This is a genomic window from Streptomyces malachitofuscus, assembly GCF_055571035.1.
Genome location: NZ_JBVIGA010000017.1, coordinates 163,675 through 183,910 on the forward strand (window position 1 = coordinate 163,675; position 20,236 = coordinate 183,910).

Genomic DNA, 20,236 nt, shown 5'->3' on the forward strand with positions numbered 1-20,236 from the left:
GATTCAGGGGACGGACGCGCACGGCCGGTCAGTCGGCTCCGTGGCACTCCCCGTACGGCCGGCCCGAGCCGCACCAGCACGCCGCCGTCCGCTCCGGGGGCCATGCCACCGCGCGGCCCCGGGCCGCCAGGGTGGTGGCGTACTGGGGGAGCAGGGCCGGGTCGGCGGGGGAGCTGAGCTCCGAGGCGGCGAAGGCCTCGTACGACGGGACCGTGCCCGTGACGATGCCCAGGTTCGGTGTGCCCGACGACGCGAGCTCGCGCAGAGCCGCCTCTATGGTCGCCAGGTGGGCGTCGTAGGACGGGTACTCCTCCGCCAGGTCCGGGTACGCCTCCGTCAGTTCCGTCAGCTCGTTGGCCGGCCAGTGCAGGACCGCCACCGGGAACGGGCGGGACAGGGCCTCGCGGAACGCGCCCAGCTCCGCGCGCAGGCGGACGATCTCCGCCTCCAGTTCCGCCGGGTTCTCCGAGCCGAGCGACCACACGCGCTTGGGGTCGTGGAGTTCGTCCAGGGTGATCGGCAGGGTGTGGACGGTGTCCGCCAGGGCGTCCCACTCGTCGTGCGCCGCGCCGAGCATCCGCCGGACGCGGTGGCGGCCGAGGAGGAGCGGGTGGGTGGCGCGGGGAGGGGTGGTCCCCTCGGTCAGGAGGAGGCGTACCGCCTGCGTGAACGTCTCGTGTGCCTGTTCCAGCTCGTCGTGCGACTCCAGGGACTCCGCGACGATCACCCAGGGGGCGGGGTCGCGCGGGGCGGCCGCGCGGATGCCGGTGATGATCGCGCGGGCCTCCGCCTCGTGGCCGTACTCCCACAGGTTCGAGGCTTTGAGGGCCCGGACCAGGTACGGGGCGTCCAGTTCCTGGGAAGAGGCCAGGAGCCGGTCGTAGAGGGCGGTCGCGGCGGGGCGGTCGCCGGAGAGTTCGCGGTGGGCGGCGGCTCGCAGGAGCAGGGCCTCGGCGTCCTCGGGGTAGAGATCGGCGGTCCGCTCCAGTCGGGCGGCTTCGGCGGTGTGGTCGACGTTTTCGGCAGGCGTGTCGGGGCGCATGGGGGACACCGTACTGCCGACGGGTGACAGGGGGTGAGAGCGCAGGGGCGGGCGGTCCGCGCCAGGACCGTTCTGTCGCTCCCTGACTGTCACCTCCACCACCAGCGCCGGGACCGTTGCTGCGATGTCCGTGCCCGTGGCGTCCGGCACACCGGCCGCGGAACCGTCGTGCCCGGCCGGACGTTGAGGTGGTGCCGGGGCCCGGACTCGATCCGGACCCGCGATCCGGTATAACTCCGGTAGGGGCAGGTTCGACACGGCTCCATGAGACAGCGACAGGGAGGGGGGCCACGGGTGATCCGTCATCGGGTGACCGTGCGTTCCGGCTTCGCCGTGCTCCTCCCGCTGCTCCCGGTCGTGCTGCTCCTGCTGCCCGCCGCCGGTGGCCTCTCCGTGGTCGACGTCGCGCTCGCCGCGACCGCCGCGGCCGGCACCGCGCTCTCCGTCTGCGCGTTCGTCGCCGCGCGCTGCGCGCCCGCCGTCCCGCCCACCCGGGTGCGCACGGCCATCCGCGACCGGGACCGGCGTACCGCCTTCCTGCCCCAACGCGATCCCGACGCCAAGGGACGCACCCGGCCCCGAGCGCCCGGACACGCCCTCCCGGCGACCGCCGCGTAGGGCACTTCTTCACGCTCGTTCGTTCACCGTGCCCCGCTGCGGGTCGTCCTGCCGTCATTCCCCACCCCGGTTCTTCCGGTACTTCCGGCACGACGAGACCCCCGGAGGGCTCACCCATGTCCGTCTTCGCAAGCCTTGTCGACCACCTGGCCGACCTGCTCCAGCCGCTGTTCGGCCTCTCCGCGGCGGCCGCCGCGATCGTCCTGTTCACCGCGCTCGTACGCCTTCTCGTCCACCCCCTCTCCCGGGCCGCCGCGCGCGGGCAGAAGGCCCGGGTGGCGCTCCAGCCGCGCATCGCCGAGCTGCGCCGCAAGCACCGGCACAACCCCGAGAAGCTCCAGCGGGCCGTGCTGGAACTGCACACCGCGGAGAAGGTGTCGCCGCTGTCCGGCTGTCTGCCGAGCCTCTTCCAGCTGCCCGCGTTCTTCCTGCTGTACCACCTGTTCTCCAGCGAGACGATCGGCGGACGCGCCAACGAGCTCCTCGGACACCGGCTGCTCGACGCTCCGCTCGGCGGACGGTGGGCGGACGCGCTCGGGGACGGCGGGGTGTTCGGCGGGGCGGGGCTCGTCTATCTCGGGCTGTTCGCGGTCGTCGCGGTGGTCGCCTGGTTCAGCTACCGGCTGTCGCGGCGCATGATGGCCGCCCAGCCGATGGCAGCCGGCGCGGGGGACGGCGAGCAGGTGCCGGGACTTGGCGCGGTGACCAAGGTGATGCCGTTCATGTCGTTCCTCACGCTCGTCACCGTCGCCGTCATGCCGCTGGCGGCCGGGCTCTACATGGCGACGAGCACGACCTGGAGCGTCGTGGAGCGGGCCGTGCTCTACCGGTGAACGCCGTTCACGCACGGTCCAGTACGTGAACCGGGTCTTGCGGAGTGCACCGCCGACTTGGAGGATCGACCAGTCCTCCGACGGCTGCGCCCCGCCGCATCCGGATCGTTTCCGTCGGACGGGCCCCGCGATCGAGGGAGACGTGACCATGAAGCTGCTGCGAGTCGGTACGGAGGGACAGGAGCGGCCCGCGCTGCTCGACTCCGAGGGGATCCTGCGGGACCTCTCGGGGCTCGTCGCCGACATCGACGGGGCTCTGCTCGCCGACGGGGCGGCGCTCGACCGGATCCGCGCCGCCGCCGACACGGGCGAACTGCTCGCGCTGGACGAGGAGGGGCTGCGGATCGGACCGCCGCTGGCGCGCATCGGCAAGATCGTGTGCATCGGGCTCAACTACCACGACCACGCCCGTGAGACGGGGGCCGAGCCGCCCGCCGAGCCGGTGATCTTCTTCAAGGCGGCGGACACGGTCGTCGGTCCGAACGACACGGTGCTGGTGCCGCGCGGGTCGGTCAAGACCGACTGGGAGGTCGAGCTGGCGGTCGTGATCGGGCGGACGGCGCGGTATCTGGAGTCGGCGGAGGAAGGGCTCGCGCACGTCGCCGGGTACGCCGTCGCGCACGACGTCTCCGAGCGGGAGTTCCAGATCGAGCGGGGCGGGACCTGGGACAAGGGGAAGAACTGCGAGACGTTCAACCCGTTGGGGCCGTGGCTGGTGACGGCGGACGAGGTGGGTGATCCGCAGGATCTGTCGCTGCGGCTGTGGGTGAACGGGGAGCTCAAGCAGGACGGGTCGACCGCTGATCAGATCTTTCCGGTGGGGGAGGTCGTGCGGTACGTCAGTCATTTCATGACGCTTTATCCCGGGGATGTGATCAACACCGGGACGCCGGCGGGGGTGGCGATGGGGCGGGCCGAGCCGAAGCCGTATCTGCGGGCGGGGGATGTGGTGGAGCTGGAGGTCGGGGGGCTGGGGCGGCAGCGGCAGGTGTTCGAGGGGGCGTGAGGGGGGAGGGGGGTGGGGGTGTTTTTCGCCCCCGCCGCCCCTTCCCGTCCCGTTCCTGGGGCTCCGCCCCAGACCCCGTTCGCGCAGTTCCCCGCGCCCCTAAGCCTCCTGGGCCTGGGTCAAGTAGTGGTCCAGGGCTTCCACCACCATTTTGTGGTCCTCGAGTTGGGGGAGGCCTGAGACCGTCACCGCTCCGATGACGCCTGCGCCCTCCACCGTGATGGGGAAGGAGCCGCCGTGGGCCGCGTAGGTGTCGAGGTCGAGGCGGGAGGAGGCCTCGAAGGTCGTGCCCTTGGCGCGGTGGCGGGCGCCCACCAGGTAGGAGGCCGAGCCGTAGCGCTCCACCACCCGGCGCTTGCGGGCGATCCAGGCGTCGTTGTCGGGGGCCGAACCGGGCAGGGCGGCGTGGAAGAGCTGCTGGCCGGAGCGGTGGATGTCGATGGCCACGGGAGCCTGGCGCTCCCGGGCCATCTCCACCAGCAGGGAGCCGAGCGCCCACGCGTCGTCGTACGTGAACTGCCGGAAGACCAGGCGGCGTTCCTGGGCCTCGAGCTCCTCCACGGTCGGGGTGAGTTCGGGAGTGGTCACAGCGTCACCGTCACCTTCTCGTGGGCGGAGCGGCGGGCCGCCTCCAGTACGTCGAGGGCGGCGGCCGCCTCCAGCGCGGTCACCGGGTTGGGGGCGCCGTCCAGGAGGGCACGCGCCACGCCCGTGTAGTAGGCGGGGTAGTCGCCCGGGAGGGTCGGTACGGCGGTGCCGCCGCCGGTCACCGGGGACTCGCCGGCGCCGACGCGGCCCCACAGCTCCTCGGGCTCCGTGCCCCAGCCGGGGCCGGGACGCGCGCCGTCGCGCAGGGCGGCCTCCTGGGGGTCGAGGCCGTGCTTGACGTAGCCGGCCTTCGAGCCGAGGACACGGAAGCGCGGGCCGAGCTGGGCCGTGGTCGCGGAGACGTAGAGGTGGGAGCGGACGCCGCTGGCGTGCGTGAGCGCGATGAACGTGTCGTCGTCGGTCCGCGCGCCCTCACGGCGGATGTCCGTCTCGGCGTACACGGAGGTCACCGGGCCGAAGAGGACCAGGGCCTGGTCGACGACATGGCTGCCGAGGTCGTAGAGGAGACCTCCGATCTCCGCCGGGTCGCCGGACTCGCGCCAGCCGCCCTTGAGCTGCGGGCGCCAGCGCTCGAAGCGGGACTCGAAGCGGTACACGTCACCGAGCCCGCCCTCGTCGATCAGCCGGCGCAGGGTGAGGAAGTCGTTGTCCCAGCGGCGGTTCTGGAAGACGGAGAGGAGCAGTCCGCGCTCCTCCGCGAGCGCCGCCAGCTCGCGGGCCTCGGCCGCCGTACCGGCGACGGGCTTGTCCACGACGACCGGCAGCCCGGCCTCGATCGCGGTGGTGGCGAGCGGGACGTGCGTCTTGTTCGGGGACGCGATGACGATCAGGTCCAGCTCGTCGGCGCGGTCGAACAGCTCGTCCGGGGTCGCGGCGAGGCGTGCGTCCGGGAACGCGGCGCGGGCCTGCTGCTGCCGCTCGGGGTTCGAGGTGACCACCGTGTCGAGCGCGAGGCCCTCGGTCGCGGCGATCAGCGGGGCGTGGAACACGGAGCCCGCGAGGCCGTAGCCGACGAGGCCGACGCGGAGGGGAGTGCCAGTCATGGGACTACTTTCGCAACGCTGTTGCCAAAGTGCAAGCGGGAGGGAGAATGGGCGGGTGATGAGGTCGAACGAGGGCAGCGGTGCGGGCGGCGGCGCGGGCAGCGGTGCGGGTGGCGGCGCGGGCAGCGGTGCGGGTGGCGCGGGGCGCGCGAGCGGTGCCGGGCAGCTGGGGGTGAACCTGCTCGCCCTGCGCAGCCACAACACCGCGCTCGTGCTGGATCTGCTGCGGACCGCCGGAACGGAGGGCATCAGCCGGCTGGAACTCGCCGAGCGGACCGGGCTCACCCCGCAGGCCGTCAGCAAGATCACGGCCCGGCTGCGGGAGGACGGGCTCGCCGCGGAGGCCGGACGCCGGGCGTCCACGGGCGGCAAGCCGCGCACGGTGCTGCGCCTGGTGCCGGAGGCGGGGCACGCCGTGGGTGTGCATCTCGACCGCGACGAGACACGGGCGGTGCTGGTCGACCTCGACGGGACGGTGGTGGCCCGGCGGAGGGCGCCGCTGGACCTGGGGGCGGGGGCGGACACGGTGCTCGCGGGCGTGGCCGGGGTCGTCGAGTCGCTGCGGGCGGAGATGGCCGGCAGTCGGCGCGCGCCGCTCGGGGTGGGGGTGGCGCTGCCGGGGCCGCTCGATCACCGGCGGGGAGTGCTGCACCGGGTGACGGGGTTTCCCGAGTGGGACGGCTTCCCGCTGCGGGACGCGCTGGCGGAGCGGCTGGATGTGCCGGTGGTCGTCGACAAGGACACCAACGCGGCGGCGCTGGGGCTGGCGGTCGGGGGAGTGGGCGGTTCGTTCGCCTACCTGCACCTGGGGACGGGGCTCGGGGCGGGGCTGGTGATCGGGGGGAGTGTGCACCGGGGGCCGCGGACGGGGGCGGGGGAGTTCGGGCACCAGGTGGTGCAGCTGGACGGGCCGCCGTGCGGGTGCGGGGACCGGGGGTGTGTGGAGGTGCTCTGTCTGGGGGCGGTGGCTCGGGGGGAGGTGGAGGAGGCGGCGCGGGTGCTGGGGGCGGCCGCGGCGAATCTCGTGGGGTTGCTGGACATCGATCTCGTGCTGCTCGGGGGGCGGACGATCGAGGCGGCGGCGGAGACGTTCCTGGAGGGGGTGCAGGCGGTGTTGGCGGCGCGGGCGGGGCGTACGGGGGAGGCGACGGTGCCGGTGCGGCTCGCGGGGGGTGGGGTGCTCGGGGTTGCGGAGGGGGCGGCGCAGCTGGTGCTGGCGCCGGTGTTCGGGCGGGGGGACGCGTGAGGGTGTGGGCCGGGGGGTGTCTGCGCAGCCCGGCGTTTGCGGGGTGCCTCCCCCACTCTCGGCTTCTCCCCCACCCTCGGCTGCGCTCGGGCGGGGGGACCCCCATGAGCGGGAGGTACCCCCACCGCCCACCCGTGCCGCCCTGGGGGCACCTCCCAGGCCGTTGAGGCACTGGGGGAGGCACGACTGCCCGCGGCTGCGCAGGGGCATTCCCTCATGATCCGGGGCTGTTTAGGCTGGGGCGCACGCAGGAACGCGTACGGCAGGAGATCCCGCACATGGCAGACCGCAAGCCGATCGAATCGTGGCTCACCGACATGGACGGGGTGCTGATCCACGAGGGCGTACCGATCCCCGGCGCCGACGCCTTCATCAAGAAGCTGCGCGAATCCGGCAAGCCCTTCCTGGTCCTCACCAACAACTCGATCTACACCGGGCGCGATCTGCACGCCCGGCTGCGCCGCATGGGGCTGGAAGTCCCGATCGAGAACATCTGGACCTCCGCGCTCGCCACCGCCCAGTTCCTGGACGACCAGCGTCCCGGCGGCTCGGCGTACGTCATCGGCGAGGCCGGACTGACCACCGCGCTGCACGACATCGGTTACGTCCTCACCGACCACGAGCCCGACTACGTGGTGCTCGGGGAGACGCGCACGTACTCCTTCGAGGCCATGACGAAGGCGGTCCGTCTCATCAACGACGGCGCCCGCTTCATCTGCACCAACCCCGACGAGACCGGCCCCTCCGTCGAGGGACCGCTCCCGGCGACCGGCGCCGTGGCCGCGCTGATCACCAAGGCGACCGGCAGGCAGCCGTACTTCGCGGGCAAGCCGAACCCGCTGATGATGCGCACCGGGCTCAACACCATCGGGGCCCACTCCGAGAGCAGCGCGATGATCGGCGACCGCATGGACACCGACGTGCTGGCCGGCATGGAGGCCGGGATGCAGACCTTCCTGGTGCTCACCGGCCTGACGAGGCCGGAGCAGGTGGAGAACTTCCCGTACCGCCCCTCGCAGGTCGTGGACTCCATCGCGGACATCGTCGACCTGGTCTGATCCCGGCACGGTTCACCCGTACGGAGCAGTCGGCGCCGGAGCGGGGATGCGGGTGCCAGGACCGCGCGGGACCCTCCAGGTGTGTCTGGAGGTTCACGATGGGTTCCCTGCGCATCACTCTCCGTGCGGACGGGGGTCGCCGGGAGGAACGCCTCCCGTCGGGCACCGGACGGCTGCTCGCCGGGGTGGCCTGGCTGGTGCTGCTGCTCGGGCTGTGGCTGTGGGGCGGTCCGGCACCGGCCGGTGCGCCCGCCGGGCTGACCGGGCCCGCGACCGGCGACATGGCGGCGGCCGGACGCCCGTCCCCCGCGCACTCCACCGCGGTGCCGCGCCGTCTCGACATCCCCGCTCTCGGTGTACGGGCTCCGGTGACCGCCCGCGGTCCGGACGAACACGGGGCCCTCGCGCCGCCCCCGCCCGGCGCGGTCGCCTGGTACGCGGACGGGGCGGCCCCGGGCGCTCCCGGCACCGCGCTGATGGCGGGGCGGATCGGTGACGCCGGGAACCCGCCCGCCGTCGGACAGGAGATCAGGGTGGTCGGTGCGGACGGCGAGACCGCCGGGTTCACCGTGCGGGACGTCCGGGTCGTCGACCGGGACCACTACGACGCCCGGCAGGCCCACGCCCCGCGCCGCGACGGACGGCCCGAGCTGCGGCTGATCGCCTGCGCCGGGGCCTGCGTGGACTACGTGATCGCCACCGCGTACCCGGCCGGCGGCTGAGACACCTGGCCCGGCCGGCGGCCCGCTCCCCGGAGGCCGCCGACCGGGCCGGTCCTCGACCGCGCGGACGGCACGGGCCGCGGGAGTGACCCGGCGGGCCGCGCGGGAGGCCGGGAGGAGCCGGGGAGCGCGGGAGCACCGGCCGGACAGGGGCGCCGCCCGGCCGGGTCGGTGCGCACGACTCTAGAACGAAAGCGGAGCCGGGCCCAGGGGTGATTGACGCCAAGTCCCGTGCCCGTAGCGGTCCGTGATCGTCGCAGGTGGCCGCGGTCGCGGGCCCCGCCGACGCCGGTGCGGCCCCGCACCGGGCACCGTGCTGTAACAGCTCACGGACAAGGTGGGATCGGCCTCGTGGGTGCCGCGGAGCGTATGTCAGGATTGGGGCTCGGAACACATGGAACAAGTGCACCCAAGGGGGGTTGGATGTACGGCAGCAGGGGGGTCGGGGCGTTCGCCGGGAGGCGGGCGTCCGCAGCGGTGCTGGGGGCGGCACTGCTGATCACGGGGTGTTCCTCCTCCGGCGACGACAAGGGGGAAGGCCAGGGGGACGGGGCCGGCGGGGTCATCACGCAGCAGCCGAAGGAGGCCGACCCCTTCTGGGTCAACCCCGAGGGTCTCGCCGTGCGGAAGGTCGCCGAACTGCAGCAGGACGGCAAGAAGGGCGAGGCCGAGCAGATCCGCAAGATCGCCGAGCAGCCCGTCGGCGAGTGGATCAGTCCGGAGAACCCCGAGGAGCAGGTGCGCGGCCTCACCGAGGGGGCCGACAAGGTCGGCCGTACCGCGCTGCTGGTGCTCTACAACATCCCGCACCGTGACTGCGGCCAGTACTCGCAGGGCGGCGCCGCCGACGGCAACGCCTACCGTGAGTTCGTCGACGCGGTCGCCCAGGGCATCGGGGACCGTCCGGCGACGGTGATACTCGAGCCCGACGCGGTGCTGCACCTGGTGGACGGCTGCACCCCGCAGCAGTTCCACGAGGAACGCTACGACCTCCTCAGCGGCGCCGTCGCCAAGCTCAAGGGCCTGAAGAACACCAAGGTGTACCTGGACGCGGGCAACGCGGGCTGGGGCAACCCCGACCAGATCTTCGACCCGCTCAAGCGGGCGGGCATCGACCAGGCCGACGGCTTCGCGGTGAACGTGTCGAACTTCTACTCGACCGAGGACTCCATCGCCTACGGCAAGCAGCTCTCCGCCAAGGTCGGCAACAAGCCGTTCGTCATCGACACCAGCCGCAACGGCAACGGCCCCTACACCGAGGGCGCCGCGGACGAACGCTGGTGCAACCCGCCCGGCCGCGCGCTCGGCGAGACCCCGACCGTGGACACCGCGGACCCGCTGGTCGACGCCTACCTGTGGGTGAAGCGGCCCGGCGAGTCGGACGGCGAGTGCAAGGGCGGCCCGAAGGCGGGCCAGTGGTGGGCGGACTACGCCCTGGATCTCGCCGAGGCCAGCGACTGAAACCCGTGTGGTTCCGGTCGCTGTGAGGCGCTGAGGGGACCGGGGCAGGCCGGCCCGTCTGCCCCGGACAGCCCGTGTCCCGGAAGGACCTCACCGACCGGAGCACAGGTCGTCGACCTCGCCGCGGTCGGCCGCGAGTTCCTTCTCGCCGTCGTTCAGCTCCCGTTGGGCGAGCGTGCACACCCGCTCGATCCACCGCTCGGGGTCGAGCGGGACGACGGAGGCGCGCGAGCCGTCGAGGAGGGCGAGGGTTGCGCCGTCGGGGCTCGGGGAGCCCGTCGCCCCGTATCCGACGTGGTAGCGGTACAGCTCCTGACGCTCCGCCACGTCCCACACCAACTGCTCACCGGCCTCGGTGGTGGTGTGCAGGACACGGTCGTCCAGGAAGTTGCCGAACCAGTACACGTCGTCGTAGGTGAGGTCGAGATCGGTCCAGTCCTTCTTCCCGACGTCCCAGCGTCGCACCTGTCCCCCGGAGAACAGCACGACCAGCAGTTCTCCGTCGGGGGACAGAGCCATGGACCGTATCGACCGCTCGTCGCCGTCACGCGGGAACCACCGGGTGAACTCCCCGGTGTCGAAGTCCCAGACCCCGACCTCCTCCAGCGTGCGCACCACCGCCTGGGACGTGCCCGGGACGGCACCGGCGAAGGTCCAGGCCGCCTCGTTGGCGAGCTGGTACTGCTCCTGGACCGAGGGCTGATACGTCCTGCCGTCCTGCTCACCGGTGTCGAGCCGCCAGCGGGAGACGTAGGACAGTCCGGAGATCACCGCGTGGGTGTCGTCCGGGAAACCGATGCTGATCCACGACGGGGTGAGGCCCGTGAGGGGATCGGGCCCGGCCGCGGTCAGGCCGGACGGTGCGGGGAGCTCCAGCCGGTGCTCCTCGGTGAGCCGGGTCCTGCCCGAGTCCTCCCCGATCCGCCACACCAGGACCGTGCGCTGGTCCTCGGCGATGGTCAGGACCCGCTTCCCGTCCGCAGTGAACGCGGCGTACAGGGCGGCCAGCGGCTGTGACGCCCGCGCCGAGGCGAGCAACCGCCGGTCGGACAGGCCGAAGAGCCGCAGTCCGGTGCCGTCCCTGTCCACCACCGCCATCCTGTCGTGCGCCGCGTCCAGGGTGCGGATGCGGTGGATCAGCGCGTTGGTGTCGAACTCCCCGGGCGGCCGGACCCGTACGGTGACGATGCTCCCGCCGACGCCGACCGCCGCCCGCAGGTCGTCGGGGGGCCCGGCCAGGGCGACCGGGGGTGCGAACGGACGGCCGGTGACGTTCTGGTCCTCGACCGCCGGAGCCGGGGTGTCGAACGTGGCGGGCCATCCCTTCTCCAGGTCGAGGACCAGGAAGCGCAGCCGGCCGAGATCGGCGCCGATCCGGCCGGTGGGGTTGACCAGATACCGGCCGGACGCGTCGAGGCGGGGCGCGTACAGGGGGCACAGCCCGGGGAAGGCGGTGTTGTTCCAGTTCCGGAAGCGACGCGGTGTCCCGCCGAGCCGCCAGGCCTCCAGCACACCCTGTTCCGTGCAGGTGACCAGGACCTGCCCGTTGCCGCTGACCGTGGCGGAGGCGGTCGCCCGCTCGCCCCAGGGGCGGTGGAGCTTCCCGCGCTCCATGTCCCAGGAGACCAGCCTGCCGCGCCGGTCGTCCGCCTCGGCGCCGACGGGCACGATCCGCGCCACCACCGTGCCGTCCGCGCCGAACCACGCCTGCGCCGCGTCCCAGCCGCGGGGCGGGGTGAGCGTCCGGCCGGTGCGGCGGCCGGCGTCGGTGCGCCACACGAGCACGCCCTCCCGGGGGATCGCGGCGAGGACACGCTCACCGTCGCCGTCGAAGCGCAGGTCGTTCACGCCCCGCAGGTTGTCCTCGACGTCCGCGACCTTGCGCAGGGGGACGAGCTTCAGGGCACGCGGGTCGGGGTCGGCGGTGTCGCGCACGCCGAGCGAGACCAGGCCCCAGTCGCTCGCCCGGGCCACGACGCTCCCGTCGGGGGAGACCGCGATACGGGCGTTGTCGCTGTCCTTGGTGCGTGAGCGGGGTTCCTGCCGCTTCTTCCCCCGCAGGTCCACGTCCACGAAGCCGCCGTTCCTCAGCAGGGCGTACAGCCGCTCGCCGTTCTCGGTGAGCGCGACGCTGTCGACCTCGTCACGGTTCTCCAGCGCGATCCGCTCCACGTCCCGGAACCGCAGGTACTGCGCGAGCAGCGCGGACCGCGCGTCCGGGCGGGCGTCCGTGCGGTACGCGGCGGCGGTGAAGAGCGAGGAGGTCACCAGTGACACGTCGTCGTACGTCGCCGCCTGCTGGGCCAGCCGGTCCGACGCCAGCCGGCGCTGCTCCTCCAGCAGGTTGAGATACAGCACGGACACCACCGAGGCCGCCACCACGGCCAGGACGGTGACCGCCACGCCCAGCCGGCGCAGCCACCGCCGGCGCCGCTCGTACTTCTGCGCCTCGCGTCGCTTGCGTTCCCGCAGGGCGGTGCTCGCCGCGATGAACTCCCGGTCGTCGTCCGTCAGTTCGTCGTCCCGCTCGGCGAGCCACTGCTCCGCCGCGGTGAGCGCGGGATCCTCCAGCAGGGCCCCGTCCGGCCGGCCCTCCCGCCACCAGCGGGCCCGGTCGTAGCGCAGCTCTCCGCGCCAGGCGAGGAACGCGCGGTCGCTCTCCAACTGCTCGGCCAGCGGCTGCCAGTGCTCGATGAGGGCCTCGTGGGCCAGCTCGACCGTCTCGCCCCGCTCGGTGTCCGCGCCCAGCACCAGCACGCGCGCCTCGGCCAGGCGCCGGGCGATGGCCCACCGCTCCTCGCCCGCGTCGCGGCGGGCGAGCCGGGCCCGCAGTGCCGTGGTGCCGCCCGGGGGCAGCTGGATCAGCGCCCGGAGCAGTCCGGCCGCCGCCTGCGGGGGCGCGCCCCGCAGCGCGCGGCGCCAGGCGGAGTCGGCGGTGCTGCTCAGGACGCCGCCCACGCCGCCCAGTTCGCGGTAGGTGTCCAGGCGGAGCCGGCCGCCGACCTGTCGTTCCCACAGGGTGGTCAGGGCGAACCCCAGCAGGGGCAGGGCCCCGGGCCGGCCCGCCGCGTCCTCGACGAGCCGGTCGGCCAGCCCGCTGTCGTACTCCACTGCGGGGAAGGACCGCAGTGGCAGCCGGACCACCTCGGTGAGCTGCTCGCGGCTCATCAGGCCCAGGGGGTGGGCGGGGGCGCCGCCGACCAGCCGGCTCAACTCCGCGTGGCGCAGGGCGGCGTCCTGGAAGTCGGTGCGCAGCACCACGAGGACGCCGACGCCGTGCCGGGCGCAGGCGTCCCGGAGGGCGTCCACCAGCTCCCGCAGTTCGTCCTCGGGGCGCAGCAGCAGGGTCTCCGCCTGGTCGAGGGCCAGGACCGTCCCCGGGGCGGAACCCCGGTGACCGCGGTCCGTCAGGTCCGTCGGGTCCGTCAGTGTCTCGCGGACCGTGCGGGCGTCGGGCAGCCGGCCCTCGGCGCGCAGGGTGACGACCTCCATCCCCTGTTCCCGCAGACGGGGTGCCACGCCGGCCATCAGCAGGGAGGACTTGCCCGATCCGGAGGGCCCCGTCAGGGTCACACAGCCCTCGGGCAGCCCGTCCGGGCAGAGCAGGTCGACGACGGCGGTGACGTCCTCGTCCCGGCCGAAGAAGTGCGCGCTGTTCTCCTCGGTGAAGGGGCGCAGCCCGGGGAAGGGGGAGGCGGGCGCGAGGAGTCCGGCCAGGGCCGGTACCTCGTCGAGGACGGTGCCGGTCGGGATGCAGAAGCTCTGGCCGCGTCTCGGTGACGAGACCGACGCGACGACGCCCACCACGGCGCCGAGTTCCAGGTCCCACACCGCCGAGCCGCTGAAGCCGCGCTGGACCGGGTCGGCCTGGGCGTCGGACGGGGACATCTGCAGACGCCCGGTGCCGGTGCGGGCGCGCAGCACGGCGGTGTGCCAGCCGCCGCCGGTGCCGTCGTCGGGCAGTCCGAAAATGATCGCCGGGTGGTTCCACACCGTGCGGGGCGCCACCATCGGCACCGGGCGGGCGCCGGGGAGCGGGCCGGCCAGCGACAGGACGGCGACGTCCCCGCTGCCGTCCTCGCGCACCGGTACCCAGTCGCGGACGACGGCCTCGGTCTCCTCACCGGCCCTGAGGGCGAGACGGACCCGGACGGGGGAGGGCGGGGGCTCGGCGCGGGTGAGGGGGAGCCGGGAGGCGCCCAGGACGACATGGGCGCACGTCAGGACGAGGGTGGGGGCGATGAGCACCCCCAGGCCCCCGATGTGTCCGTCGGCGGCCGCGACCTGGACGGTCGCGGCGGCGAGGACGTCCTCGGCCACCTGTTCCGATGCGGTCGACTCGGCCATCTCCCGTTTCCCCCGCCACGGCTGTCCCGGACGCCGGCACTGTCGTACCGAGGTCACACCGGTGCCGCGCGCCCGGCAAGATTGTTTCGGGCCAACGCCGACCGTCCGGCCGGCCGCCGTACGCACGGGAAAGGGGGCGCCCCCTCACGGAGGGCGCCCCCTGTCCCACATCCGTGCCGCTAGGGCACCTGGACCCACTGGGCCTTGCTGGGCGTGCCGTCGCCGGTGTTGACGAAGAGCATGTACCAGCCGGACTGGACCAGGTTCCGGTTCTCCGGGACCGTCACGGTGATCTTGTCGCCGTCGGTCTCGAAGTCCAGCGCGATGGAGCGCTGGTCCACGTCGGTGACGTGGGTGGAGGCGCTCGGCCGGATCAGCCGGGCGCTCTTGACCGACGCGGCGTCCTTCGAGGTGAAGGTGCCGGACTCACCGCGCTCGATGGTCTTCGGACCGCCCGACAGGTCGGGCTGCTCGGTGTCGCCGTACAGGTACGGCGGGGTGTAGATCTCGATGCGCTGCTCGAACTTGCCCGGCTTGGTGTTGGCCTTGTCGGCGTAGAGCGAGTCGGAGCCGAAGACCATCACGCGGCCGTCGGGCAGCAGGATCGAGCCGGAGTGGTAGTTGCGGCCCACCAGCGGATCGGCGACCCGCTCCATCTCGTTCTTCTCCGTGTCGTAGATCCGCGCCTCGAGGATGTTGGAGTCGCTGCGTCCCCGGTAGTCCTCCGAGCCGCCCGTGATCAGCACGTCGTCGTTCGGCAGGACCGACGCCTGCGGGTAGCGGGTGCCCTTGTCCAGCGAGGGGCCGTCCACGAACGTGGGGTCGTCGGCCTTGAGGTCGACGATCCGGGTCTTCTCACTGGACAGCTTGGACTCGCCGACGCCGCCGCCGCCGATCACCATGTACTTCTCGTCCTGGGCGGGCGGCAGCAGCACCGTGCCGGACGTCTCCATCATGTTCGGGTCGCTGAGCCCGGGGATCTTGTCGAACTTGTTGGTCTCCAGGTCCCAGACGCCGGGCTCGCGGCCCACGTCGTCCGGTCCGTAGCCGGCGTTGGAACCCGAGTAGAAGATCTTGCCGTTCTGCATCAGGAACAGCGCCGGGTACGTCGGGAACTGACGCTCCTCCTCGGTGTACGTCCATTCCTTGGTCTTCGGGTCGTAGACCTCGTTCTTGCCCGGGACCAGCTGGCCGATGTCGTCGAGGCCGGAGACGCTGAGGATCTTGCCGTCGCTCAGGGTGGTGAGCGTCGGGTACCAGCGGGACTCCTTCATCGGATCGACCTTGATGTACTTCTCGGCGACCGGGTCGAACTCGAAGGCGTCGTCGATGCCCTGGAAGTCCTTCTTGTCCAGGGCGAGCTTCTCGGCGATGCCGTAGGTGTTCTTCGCGTCCTCGCCGGTGAGACCCTGCACGGTGTAGTTGTCCTGCGTGCCGGTCGCGTACTTGTTGCCCTCCTTCTCCGCCTCGACGTAGGTGCGGCCGTAGCCCGGGGTGTTGCCCAGGAACTCGCCGGTCTCCTTGTCGAAGTTCTTCTTGGCCCGGGGGACGAGCACCGGGTCCTTGGAGACGAAGGTCTTGCCGTTCTCCTTGCCGGTGAACCTGGTGCCGGCCGGCAGGGTGATCGGCTTGTCCGGGTTCTCGTTGTGGACGACCATCAGGCCGCCCGCCTTCTTCACGTCACCCTTGAGCTTCTCGTACCGCTTGGTGCCGCCCGCGATGAGCAGGTTGCCGTTGGCCAGCTGGGTGTGGCCGGTGCAGAACAGGTCGGCGGGCGTCGGCACCTTCTTGATGGTCCCCTTGACCGGGTCCCAGATGCGGGTGTCGTACTTCTTCGCGTCGAAGTTGTCCTGGTTGTTGCCCGAGCCCGCGACGAGCAGCACCTTGCCGGTGCGCAGCAGCGCCGCGTGGATGGTGTTCTGCCGGTACTCCTCGGGAAACTCGATGATCTCCCACTTGCCGTTCGCGGCCTTGTACTCGGGCTGGTTGATCTTGTACTGGTGGTATTTCTCGGTGCCGAAGCGGTACAGCCACGGCCCGTTCATTCCGGCCAGCGCTAGTACCACCGCCGTGCCTATCGCGATCCGACGGGCGCGACGGCGGCCTGCACGGTCAGTCATTCCTTACGTCCCCCAAGTCCACCCAGGGCGATTTGCATGGTCTGGTCGTTGCCGGGGTTGCCGCCCCCGGGTCCTCCCGGCCCTTCGGGGCCTCCTGATCCGCCCGGTGCGCCATGGGAACCGGCCCAGCTGGGCCGGGCGTGCGGCTGGTGCGGGGCGTGCTGCTGCGGCAGCTGCTGCGTCCGGGGCGCTTCGTCGTCCTCCGGCCGGCGTCCGCCCGCATGGGCACCGGGCTTCTTGCGGTCCTGCCGCATACCGTGGCGCCAGGCGAACATCGGCGCGGCGGTGATCAGCAGGGCGAAGGTGGCCCAGATGACCATCGCGGGGTGGGAGTGTCCGTAGACGAAGCCCGCGGTGATGGAGCCACCGAAGATCAGGATGAAGTACCAGTGGTACCGGAAGGTGCCGAACCAGGTGTCCGGGCTGGCCGAGTCGCCCTTGGGGGTGACCACGAACTTGCTCTTCTTGCGCAGGACGGAGTCGATCAGCGCCTTCGCGTAGAGCGGGGCCGACAGCGCGGACATCACCATGCCGGCCACACCGCCGGAGCCCTCCGGCTCGTGCGGCGAGACGTTGTGGCGGCGGTTCCAGATGTAGAGGCCGATCTGCAGCGCGGAGGCGTTGCCGTAGAGCATCAGCCAGATGGTGGGGTCGATGTTCACACCCGAGGCGCCCAGGCCCAGGAACAGCGCACAGCTGATCGCCGCCAGGATCCAGTTCAGGGCGGACATCGGGTAGAAGATGATCATCATCGTGTAGTTGAAGAGCTTGCTCGGCGGGAGCGAGTAGAAGCCCTTCCAGTACTGCCCGAGGATCGTCTCGTACGTACCGCGCGACCAGCGCATCTGCTGGGTGAAGAAGTCCGTCCAGGCGTTGGGGCCCTCGCCCACCGCGAGCACGTCCGGGGTGTAGACCGAGCGCCACTTCTTCCCGGTCGCCGGGTTCTTGTGGCGGTGCATCTCGAAGCCGGTCGCCATGTCCTCGGTGATCGAGTCGTACAGACCGCCGATCTGCTTCAGCGCCTTGATGCGTACGGCGTTGGAGGTGCCCACGAACATCGGCGAGCCGTAGCGGTTGCCGGCGCGCTGGATCAGGGCGTGGAAGAGGAACTGCTGGGACTCCGCGGCCTTGGTGACGAAGTTGTCGTAGTTGCCGTAGACCTGCGGGCCGATGACGAAGCCGACGTCCGGGTCGCGGAAGAAGCCGAGCATCCGCTCCAGGTAGTTCGGCAGGGGCACGTGGTCGGTGTCGACGGAGGCGAAGTAGTCGTAGTCGTCACCGTGCGCGTCGAGCCAGGCGTTGTAGTTGCCGTGCTTGGTCTTGGCGCGGTGGGCGCCCTTCTTCTGGTTCCACTTCGCGATGCCCTTGCGGGAGAAGTGGCGCACCCCGAGCCGGGCGCAGACCTCCTTCACCTCCGGGTCGTCGCCCTCGTCGAGCAGCCAGACGTGCATGGTGCCCCGGTGGCGGATCCTGACGGCCGCCTCCAGGGTCTTCGTCACCATCTCGATCGGCTCCTTGCCGGGCACGAACGAGGTGAGGAACGCCACACGGGTGCCGGTCTCGGGCACCACCGGGATCGGGTCGCGGGCGACCAGGGTGGCGTGCGCGTTCGACAGCACGTTCATGCAGCGGAAGAACTCGATCAGGCCGATCGAGACGAGCATGACGATGTCGAGGGTCGGCAGCCACTCGAACTCCACGTAGTCCCGCTCGGTCCAGTGCGAGGGCTGGAGCAGCCACACCAGCAGCACCAGCGACAGCACCGGAGCCGCGGCCAGCATCAGCGCGATGCGGATGCGGTGCGGCTCCTGGCCGATCAGCGAGCGGTACTGGACCTTGTAGGGCTTGTTCGGATCGGGCTGGGTGAGGGGACCCGCGAGCCGGCTGTAGTGCTCGTAGTCGTATCTCGGCAGCGTCTTCTTGATCCGGCGGAACGTGCCCGTGTTTCCTGTCCGATGGGCAGGCACCCTGAGCTGGGTGGTCTGGGACGGGTCGTTGTCCTCTCGGGCGCCCGTCGGCGTCGACGTCATGAGTCATCCCCCCACACGCGCACCCGCGCGTGTTTCGTCGCTTCCTCACGTCCGCTGCGGTCCCCCTCGACCTTCACAGACGCATCAGTGGTGAACGGCTGTCACCACGTCACCCACACTGTATAGACACGGCACAGCGCTGTTCCGGTTGCATGATGCCCCCCTCGGCATCGCTCCATGAACGGGACCCTCGCCCCGCCCGGTCGGCAACCGGCTTCTTGCCCCCCAACAGCCGCGTACCCGCAGCATCTTGAAGAGACCAGGTTCTACGGTGTTCATCATGATCGCAAGATGCGAAACGCGGTGTACACCGGACATACGTGACCATTGTGACGCCTGCGTGGAGCCGGTGGGTCACCGTCACATACGTGGGGCGGGGGATTTCCGCTCAAGGCGCGCGAGAGGAAATCCGGCCAAAAGCGACGGGCTCCCCGTCTGCACGAGGAGCCCGTCCTGTCGGTGCGCCGCCAGGGACTCGAACCCCGGACCCGCTGATTAAGAGTCAGCTGCTCTAACCAACTGAGCTAGCGGCGCGCGCTGACGGCCGTAACTCTACAGGACCCCCGAGGGTGCCCCCGACCACCGTCCGCCCGCCCTCGCGGCCGGCCGGTCGCGGCGTCGCGCCCTTACATCATTCGGACCGTCAGCATGCGCGCCGGGAAGACCGTTGCGAAACTGGCCGTCGTGCACAGGTGTGGAGGAATTGCGCAGGCGTGTGAGGGGAATCGCATGGGGTCTCCGGTGTTCGAGGAATTCGATCCGGCGGGCGACTGCGACTGCCCCGGCTGTGTGCACTGGCGACGGGTGCTGCCGCATTCCCCCGCCGGCCGTTCCCCGGGGCATCCGGCGGCGCACCGGACCGCTCTGGTCGTGGCCGCCGTGGCCTCCGCCGCCATCGGTGCACCCGCGTCCCCCGCGCTCGCGGTCCCGCCCGCCCAGCAGGCCGCCGGTCCGGACGTTCGCGCAGGTGAAGGCCCCGGGAGTCCACAGGGCCCGACGGCCCCGCTGCACGGCCCCGGCGGCCGGGCGGCCCCTCCCGCCGGACCTGCGCGGGCGGCCGCGATCAGCCGCGCGGACATCGTGGCGCGGGCCCGGGAGTGGGTCGCGCGGAAGGTCCCGTACAGCGTGTCCGCGTTCTGGTCCGACGGATACCGGCAGGACTGTTCGGGTTATGTGTCGATGGCCTGGAACCTGCCCGGGAACGAATGGACCGGAAGCCTCGGAAAATACGCCCAGAGAATCAGCAAGAACGAACTCCAGCCGGGTGACATGCTGCTGTTCCACCATTCCGCCGACCCCTACAACGGGTCCCACGTCGTCCTTTTCGGCGGCTGGACGGACGCCGCGCGCTCCCGTTACGTGGCGTACGAGCAGACCCGTCCGCACACCCGCCGCAGCACCACTCCCTACGCCTACTGGAGCAGTTCGGCGCGCTATGTGCCCTACCGCTACCGGGGGGTGACCGACGGCGCGGCGGGCGCGGGAACGGCGGCGGCGGGAATCCCGCCGCTCCTGCCGCCCCGTACGCCGTTCCCGGGAGCGGCGTATTTCGGCCCCGGCGCGCACAACGCATACGTCACGGAACTCGGCCGCATGCTCGTGCGGCGCGGTGCCGGGCGCTTCTACGGCGCCCCGCCCGGCCCGCGCTGGACGGACGCGGACCGCAGGGCGACCCGGGCGTTCCAGGAGGCGCAGGGGTGGCGGGGCGGAGCGGCGGACGGGCTGCCGGGGCCGTCGACCTGGGAGCTGCTGGTGTCCGGCGAGGGCCGGGACATCCCTACCGGAGCTTCCGCTTCCGCTGCGGCGGAGGGGGCGCCCGCCCTCTTCTCGCACGGGGTGCCGGGCTATCCGGGCCGGGCGCCGTTCCGTCCCGGCGCCGAGAACGTCCACGTCACCCGGCTGGGGAGGCAACTCGTGCTCAAGGGCTTCGGCCACCATTACAGCGACGGCCCGGGGCCGCGCTGGGGCGAGGAGGACCGCCGCAACGTGGCGGCCTTCCAGCGCGCCCAGGGCTGGCGCGGCGGAGCGGCGGACGGCTGTCCGGGCCCGGAGACCTGGCGGCGGCTCTTCTCATGACCCACCCCGGACGCCGCGTCCCGGC

14 protein-coding genes and 1 tRNA gene are annotated in these 20,236 nt (G+C 72.0%); 8 read left to right on the top strand and 7 right to left on the bottom strand.

Annotation, left to right across the window (positions count from 1 at the left end):
- Positions 1 to 28 precede the first annotated feature (28 nt).
- On the bottom strand, positions 29 to 1,042 hold the full coding sequence (locus ACZ44S_RS24580; RefSeq protein ID WP_190164227.1) for an SEC-C domain-containing protein: 1,014 nt from the start codon (positions 1,040 to 1,042) through the stop codon (positions 29 to 31).
- Positions 1,043 to 1,306: 264 nt separating this feature from the next.
- Here ACZ44S_RS24580 and ACZ44S_RS24585 point away from each other — a divergent pair, with 264 nt between their 5' ends.
- The 3 genes from ACZ44S_RS24585 (at position 1,307) to ACZ44S_RS24595 (ending at position 3,499) form a co-directional block, all read left to right on the top strand.
- Positions 1,307 to 1,660, top strand: coding sequence for a DUF6412 domain-containing protein (locus ACZ44S_RS24585; RefSeq protein WP_466932495.1), 354 nt, complete (start codon positions 1,307 to 1,309; stop codon positions 1,658 to 1,660).
- Positions 1,661 to 1,776: 116 nt separating this feature from the next.
- Complete coding sequence (locus ACZ44S_RS24590; RefSeq protein WP_466932498.1) at positions 1,777 to 2,493, top strand: YidC/Oxa1 family membrane protein insertase; 717 nt, start codon at positions 1,777 to 1,779, stop codon at positions 2,491 to 2,493.
- Between the two features lie 148 nt (positions 2,494 to 2,641).
- Positions 2,642 to 3,499, top strand: a complete 858-nt coding sequence (locus ACZ44S_RS24595; protein WP_466932500.1) for a fumarylacetoacetate hydrolase family protein — start codon at positions 2,642 to 2,644, stop codon at positions 3,497 to 3,499.
- Positions 3,500 to 3,598: 99 nt separating this feature from the next.
- On the opposite strand, the gene ACZ44S_RS24600 is transcribed toward ACZ44S_RS24595, so the two are convergent.
- Both ACZ44S_RS24600 and ACZ44S_RS24605 read right to left on the bottom strand, forming a co-directional pair.
- On the bottom strand, positions 3,599 to 4,087 hold the full coding sequence (locus tag ACZ44S_RS24600; RefSeq protein ID WP_466932502.1) for a heme-degrading domain-containing protein: 489 nt from the start codon (positions 4,085 to 4,087) through the stop codon (positions 3,599 to 3,601).
- Complete coding sequence (locus tag ACZ44S_RS24605) at positions 4,084 to 5,151, bottom strand: Gfo/Idh/MocA family protein (protein ID WP_466932504.1); 1,068 nt, start codon at positions 5,149 to 5,151, stop codon at positions 4,084 to 4,086. Before ACZ44S_RS24605 ends, ACZ44S_RS24600 begins: the two co-directional genes overlap by 4 nt.
- Before the next feature lie 58 nt (positions 5,152 to 5,209).
- On the opposite strand from ACZ44S_RS24605, the gene ACZ44S_RS24610 reads away from it, so the two are divergent.
- The 4 genes from ACZ44S_RS24610 to ACZ44S_RS24625 all read left to right on the top strand — a co-directional run bounded on the left by ACZ44S_RS24610 (position 5,210) and on the right by ACZ44S_RS24625 (position 9,638).
- Complete coding sequence (locus ACZ44S_RS24610) at positions 5,210 to 6,397, top strand: ROK family transcriptional regulator (RefSeq protein ID WP_466932505.1); 1,188 nt, start codon at positions 5,210 to 5,212, stop codon at positions 6,395 to 6,397.
- Positions 6,398 to 6,675: 278 nt separating this feature from the next.
- Positions 6,676 to 7,455, top strand: a complete 780-nt coding sequence (locus ACZ44S_RS24615; RefSeq protein ID WP_190164234.1) for an HAD-IIA family hydrolase — start codon at positions 6,676 to 6,678, stop codon at positions 7,453 to 7,455.
- Between the two features lie 98 nt (positions 7,456 to 7,553).
- Complete coding sequence (locus ACZ44S_RS24620) at positions 7,554 to 8,177, top strand: class F sortase (protein WP_466932508.1); 624 nt, start codon at positions 7,554 to 7,556, stop codon at positions 8,175 to 8,177.
- A 423-nt stretch (positions 8,178 to 8,600) separates the two neighbouring features.
- Entirely contained in the window at positions 8,601 to 9,638 is a 1,038-nt protein-coding gene (locus ACZ44S_RS24625; RefSeq protein ID WP_466932510.1) for a glycoside hydrolase family 6 protein, read from the top strand.
- Positions 9,639 to 9,728: 90 nt separating this feature from the next.
- Here the strand turns inward: ACZ44S_RS24625 and ACZ44S_RS24630 are convergent, their stop codons facing one another.
- From ACZ44S_RS24630 to ACZ44S_RS24645, 4 genes are all read right to left on the bottom strand, one after another.
- Entirely contained in the window at positions 9,729 to 13,985 is a 4,257-nt protein-coding gene (locus ACZ44S_RS24630) for an nSTAND1 domain-containing NTPase (RefSeq protein WP_466932512.1), read from the bottom strand.
- Between the two features lie 179 nt (positions 13,986 to 14,164).
- Positions 14,165 to 16,105 (bottom strand): radical copper oxidase GlxA, encoded by a 1,941-nt coding sequence (glxA, locus tag ACZ44S_RS24635; protein ID WP_466932514.1) that lies wholly within the window; start codon positions 16,103 to 16,105, stop codon positions 14,165 to 14,167.
- Positions 16,102 to 18,135: a glycosyltransferase family 2 protein gene (locus ACZ44S_RS24640; protein WP_466932516.1), complete on the bottom strand. Its 2,034-nt coding sequence runs from the start codon at positions 18,133 to 18,135 to the stop codon at positions 16,102 to 16,104. The genes glxA and ACZ44S_RS24640 overlap by 4 nt, the downstream gene beginning before the upstream one ends.
- Positions 18,136 to 18,595: 460 nt before the next feature.
- Positions 18,596 to 18,669 (bottom strand) — tRNA-Lys (locus ACZ44S_RS24645).
- Between the two features lie 195 nt (positions 18,670 to 18,864).
- On the opposite strand from ACZ44S_RS24645, the gene ACZ44S_RS24650 reads away from it, so the two are divergent.
- A complete protein-coding gene (locus ACZ44S_RS24650) occupies positions 18,865 to 20,211 on the top strand; it encodes a peptidoglycan-binding protein (protein WP_466932518.1) in 1,347 nt (448 codons plus the stop codon).
- Positions 20,212 to 20,236 lie beyond the last annotated feature (25 nt).

Bases quoted from the DNA above. Each gene is read 5' to 3' on its own strand.
- ACZ44S_RS24580 (WP_190164227.1), bottom strand. From the start codon at position 1,042: ATGCGCCCCGACACGCCTGCCGAAAACGTCGACCACACCGCCGAAGCC.
- ACZ44S_RS24585 (WP_466932495.1), top strand. From the start codon at position 1,307: ATGAGACAGCGACAGGGAGGGGGGCCACGGGTGATCCGTCATCGGGTG.
- ACZ44S_RS24590 (WP_466932498.1), top strand. From the start codon at position 1,777: ATGTCCGTCTTCGCAAGCCTTGTCGACCACCTGGCCGACCTGCTCCAG.
- ACZ44S_RS24595 (WP_466932500.1), top strand. From the start codon at position 2,642: ATGAAGCTGCTGCGAGTCGGTACGGAGGGACAGGAGCGGCCCGCGCTG.
- ACZ44S_RS24605 (WP_466932504.1), bottom strand. From the start codon at position 5,151: ATGACTGGCACTCCCCTCCGCGTCGGCCTCGTCGGCTACGGCCTCGCG.
- ACZ44S_RS24610 (WP_466932505.1), top strand. From the start codon at position 5,210: ATGAGGTCGAACGAGGGCAGCGGTGCGGGCGGCGGCGCGGGCAGCGGT.
- ACZ44S_RS24615 (WP_190164234.1), top strand. From the start codon at position 6,676: ATGGCAGACCGCAAGCCGATCGAATCGTGGCTCACCGACATGGACGGG.
- ACZ44S_RS24620 (WP_466932508.1), top strand. From the start codon at position 7,554: ATGGGTTCCCTGCGCATCACTCTCCGTGCGGACGGGGGTCGCCGGGAG.
- ACZ44S_RS24625 (WP_466932510.1), top strand. From the start codon at position 8,601: ATGTACGGCAGCAGGGGGGTCGGGGCGTTCGCCGGGAGGCGGGCGTCC.
- ACZ44S_RS24630 (WP_466932512.1), bottom strand. From the start codon at position 13,985: ATGGCCGAGTCGACCGCATCGGAACAGGTGGCCGAGGACGTCCTCGCC.
- glxA (WP_466932514.1), bottom strand. From the start codon at position 16,105: ATGACTGACCGTGCAGGCCGCCGTCGCGCCCGTCGGATCGCGATAGGC.
- ACZ44S_RS24640 (WP_466932516.1), bottom strand. From the start codon at position 18,135: ATGACGTCGACGCCGACGGGCGCCCGAGAGGACAACGACCCGTCCCAG.
- ACZ44S_RS24650 (WP_466932518.1), top strand. From the start codon at position 18,865: ATGGGGTCTCCGGTGTTCGAGGAATTCGATCCGGCGGGCGACTGCGAC.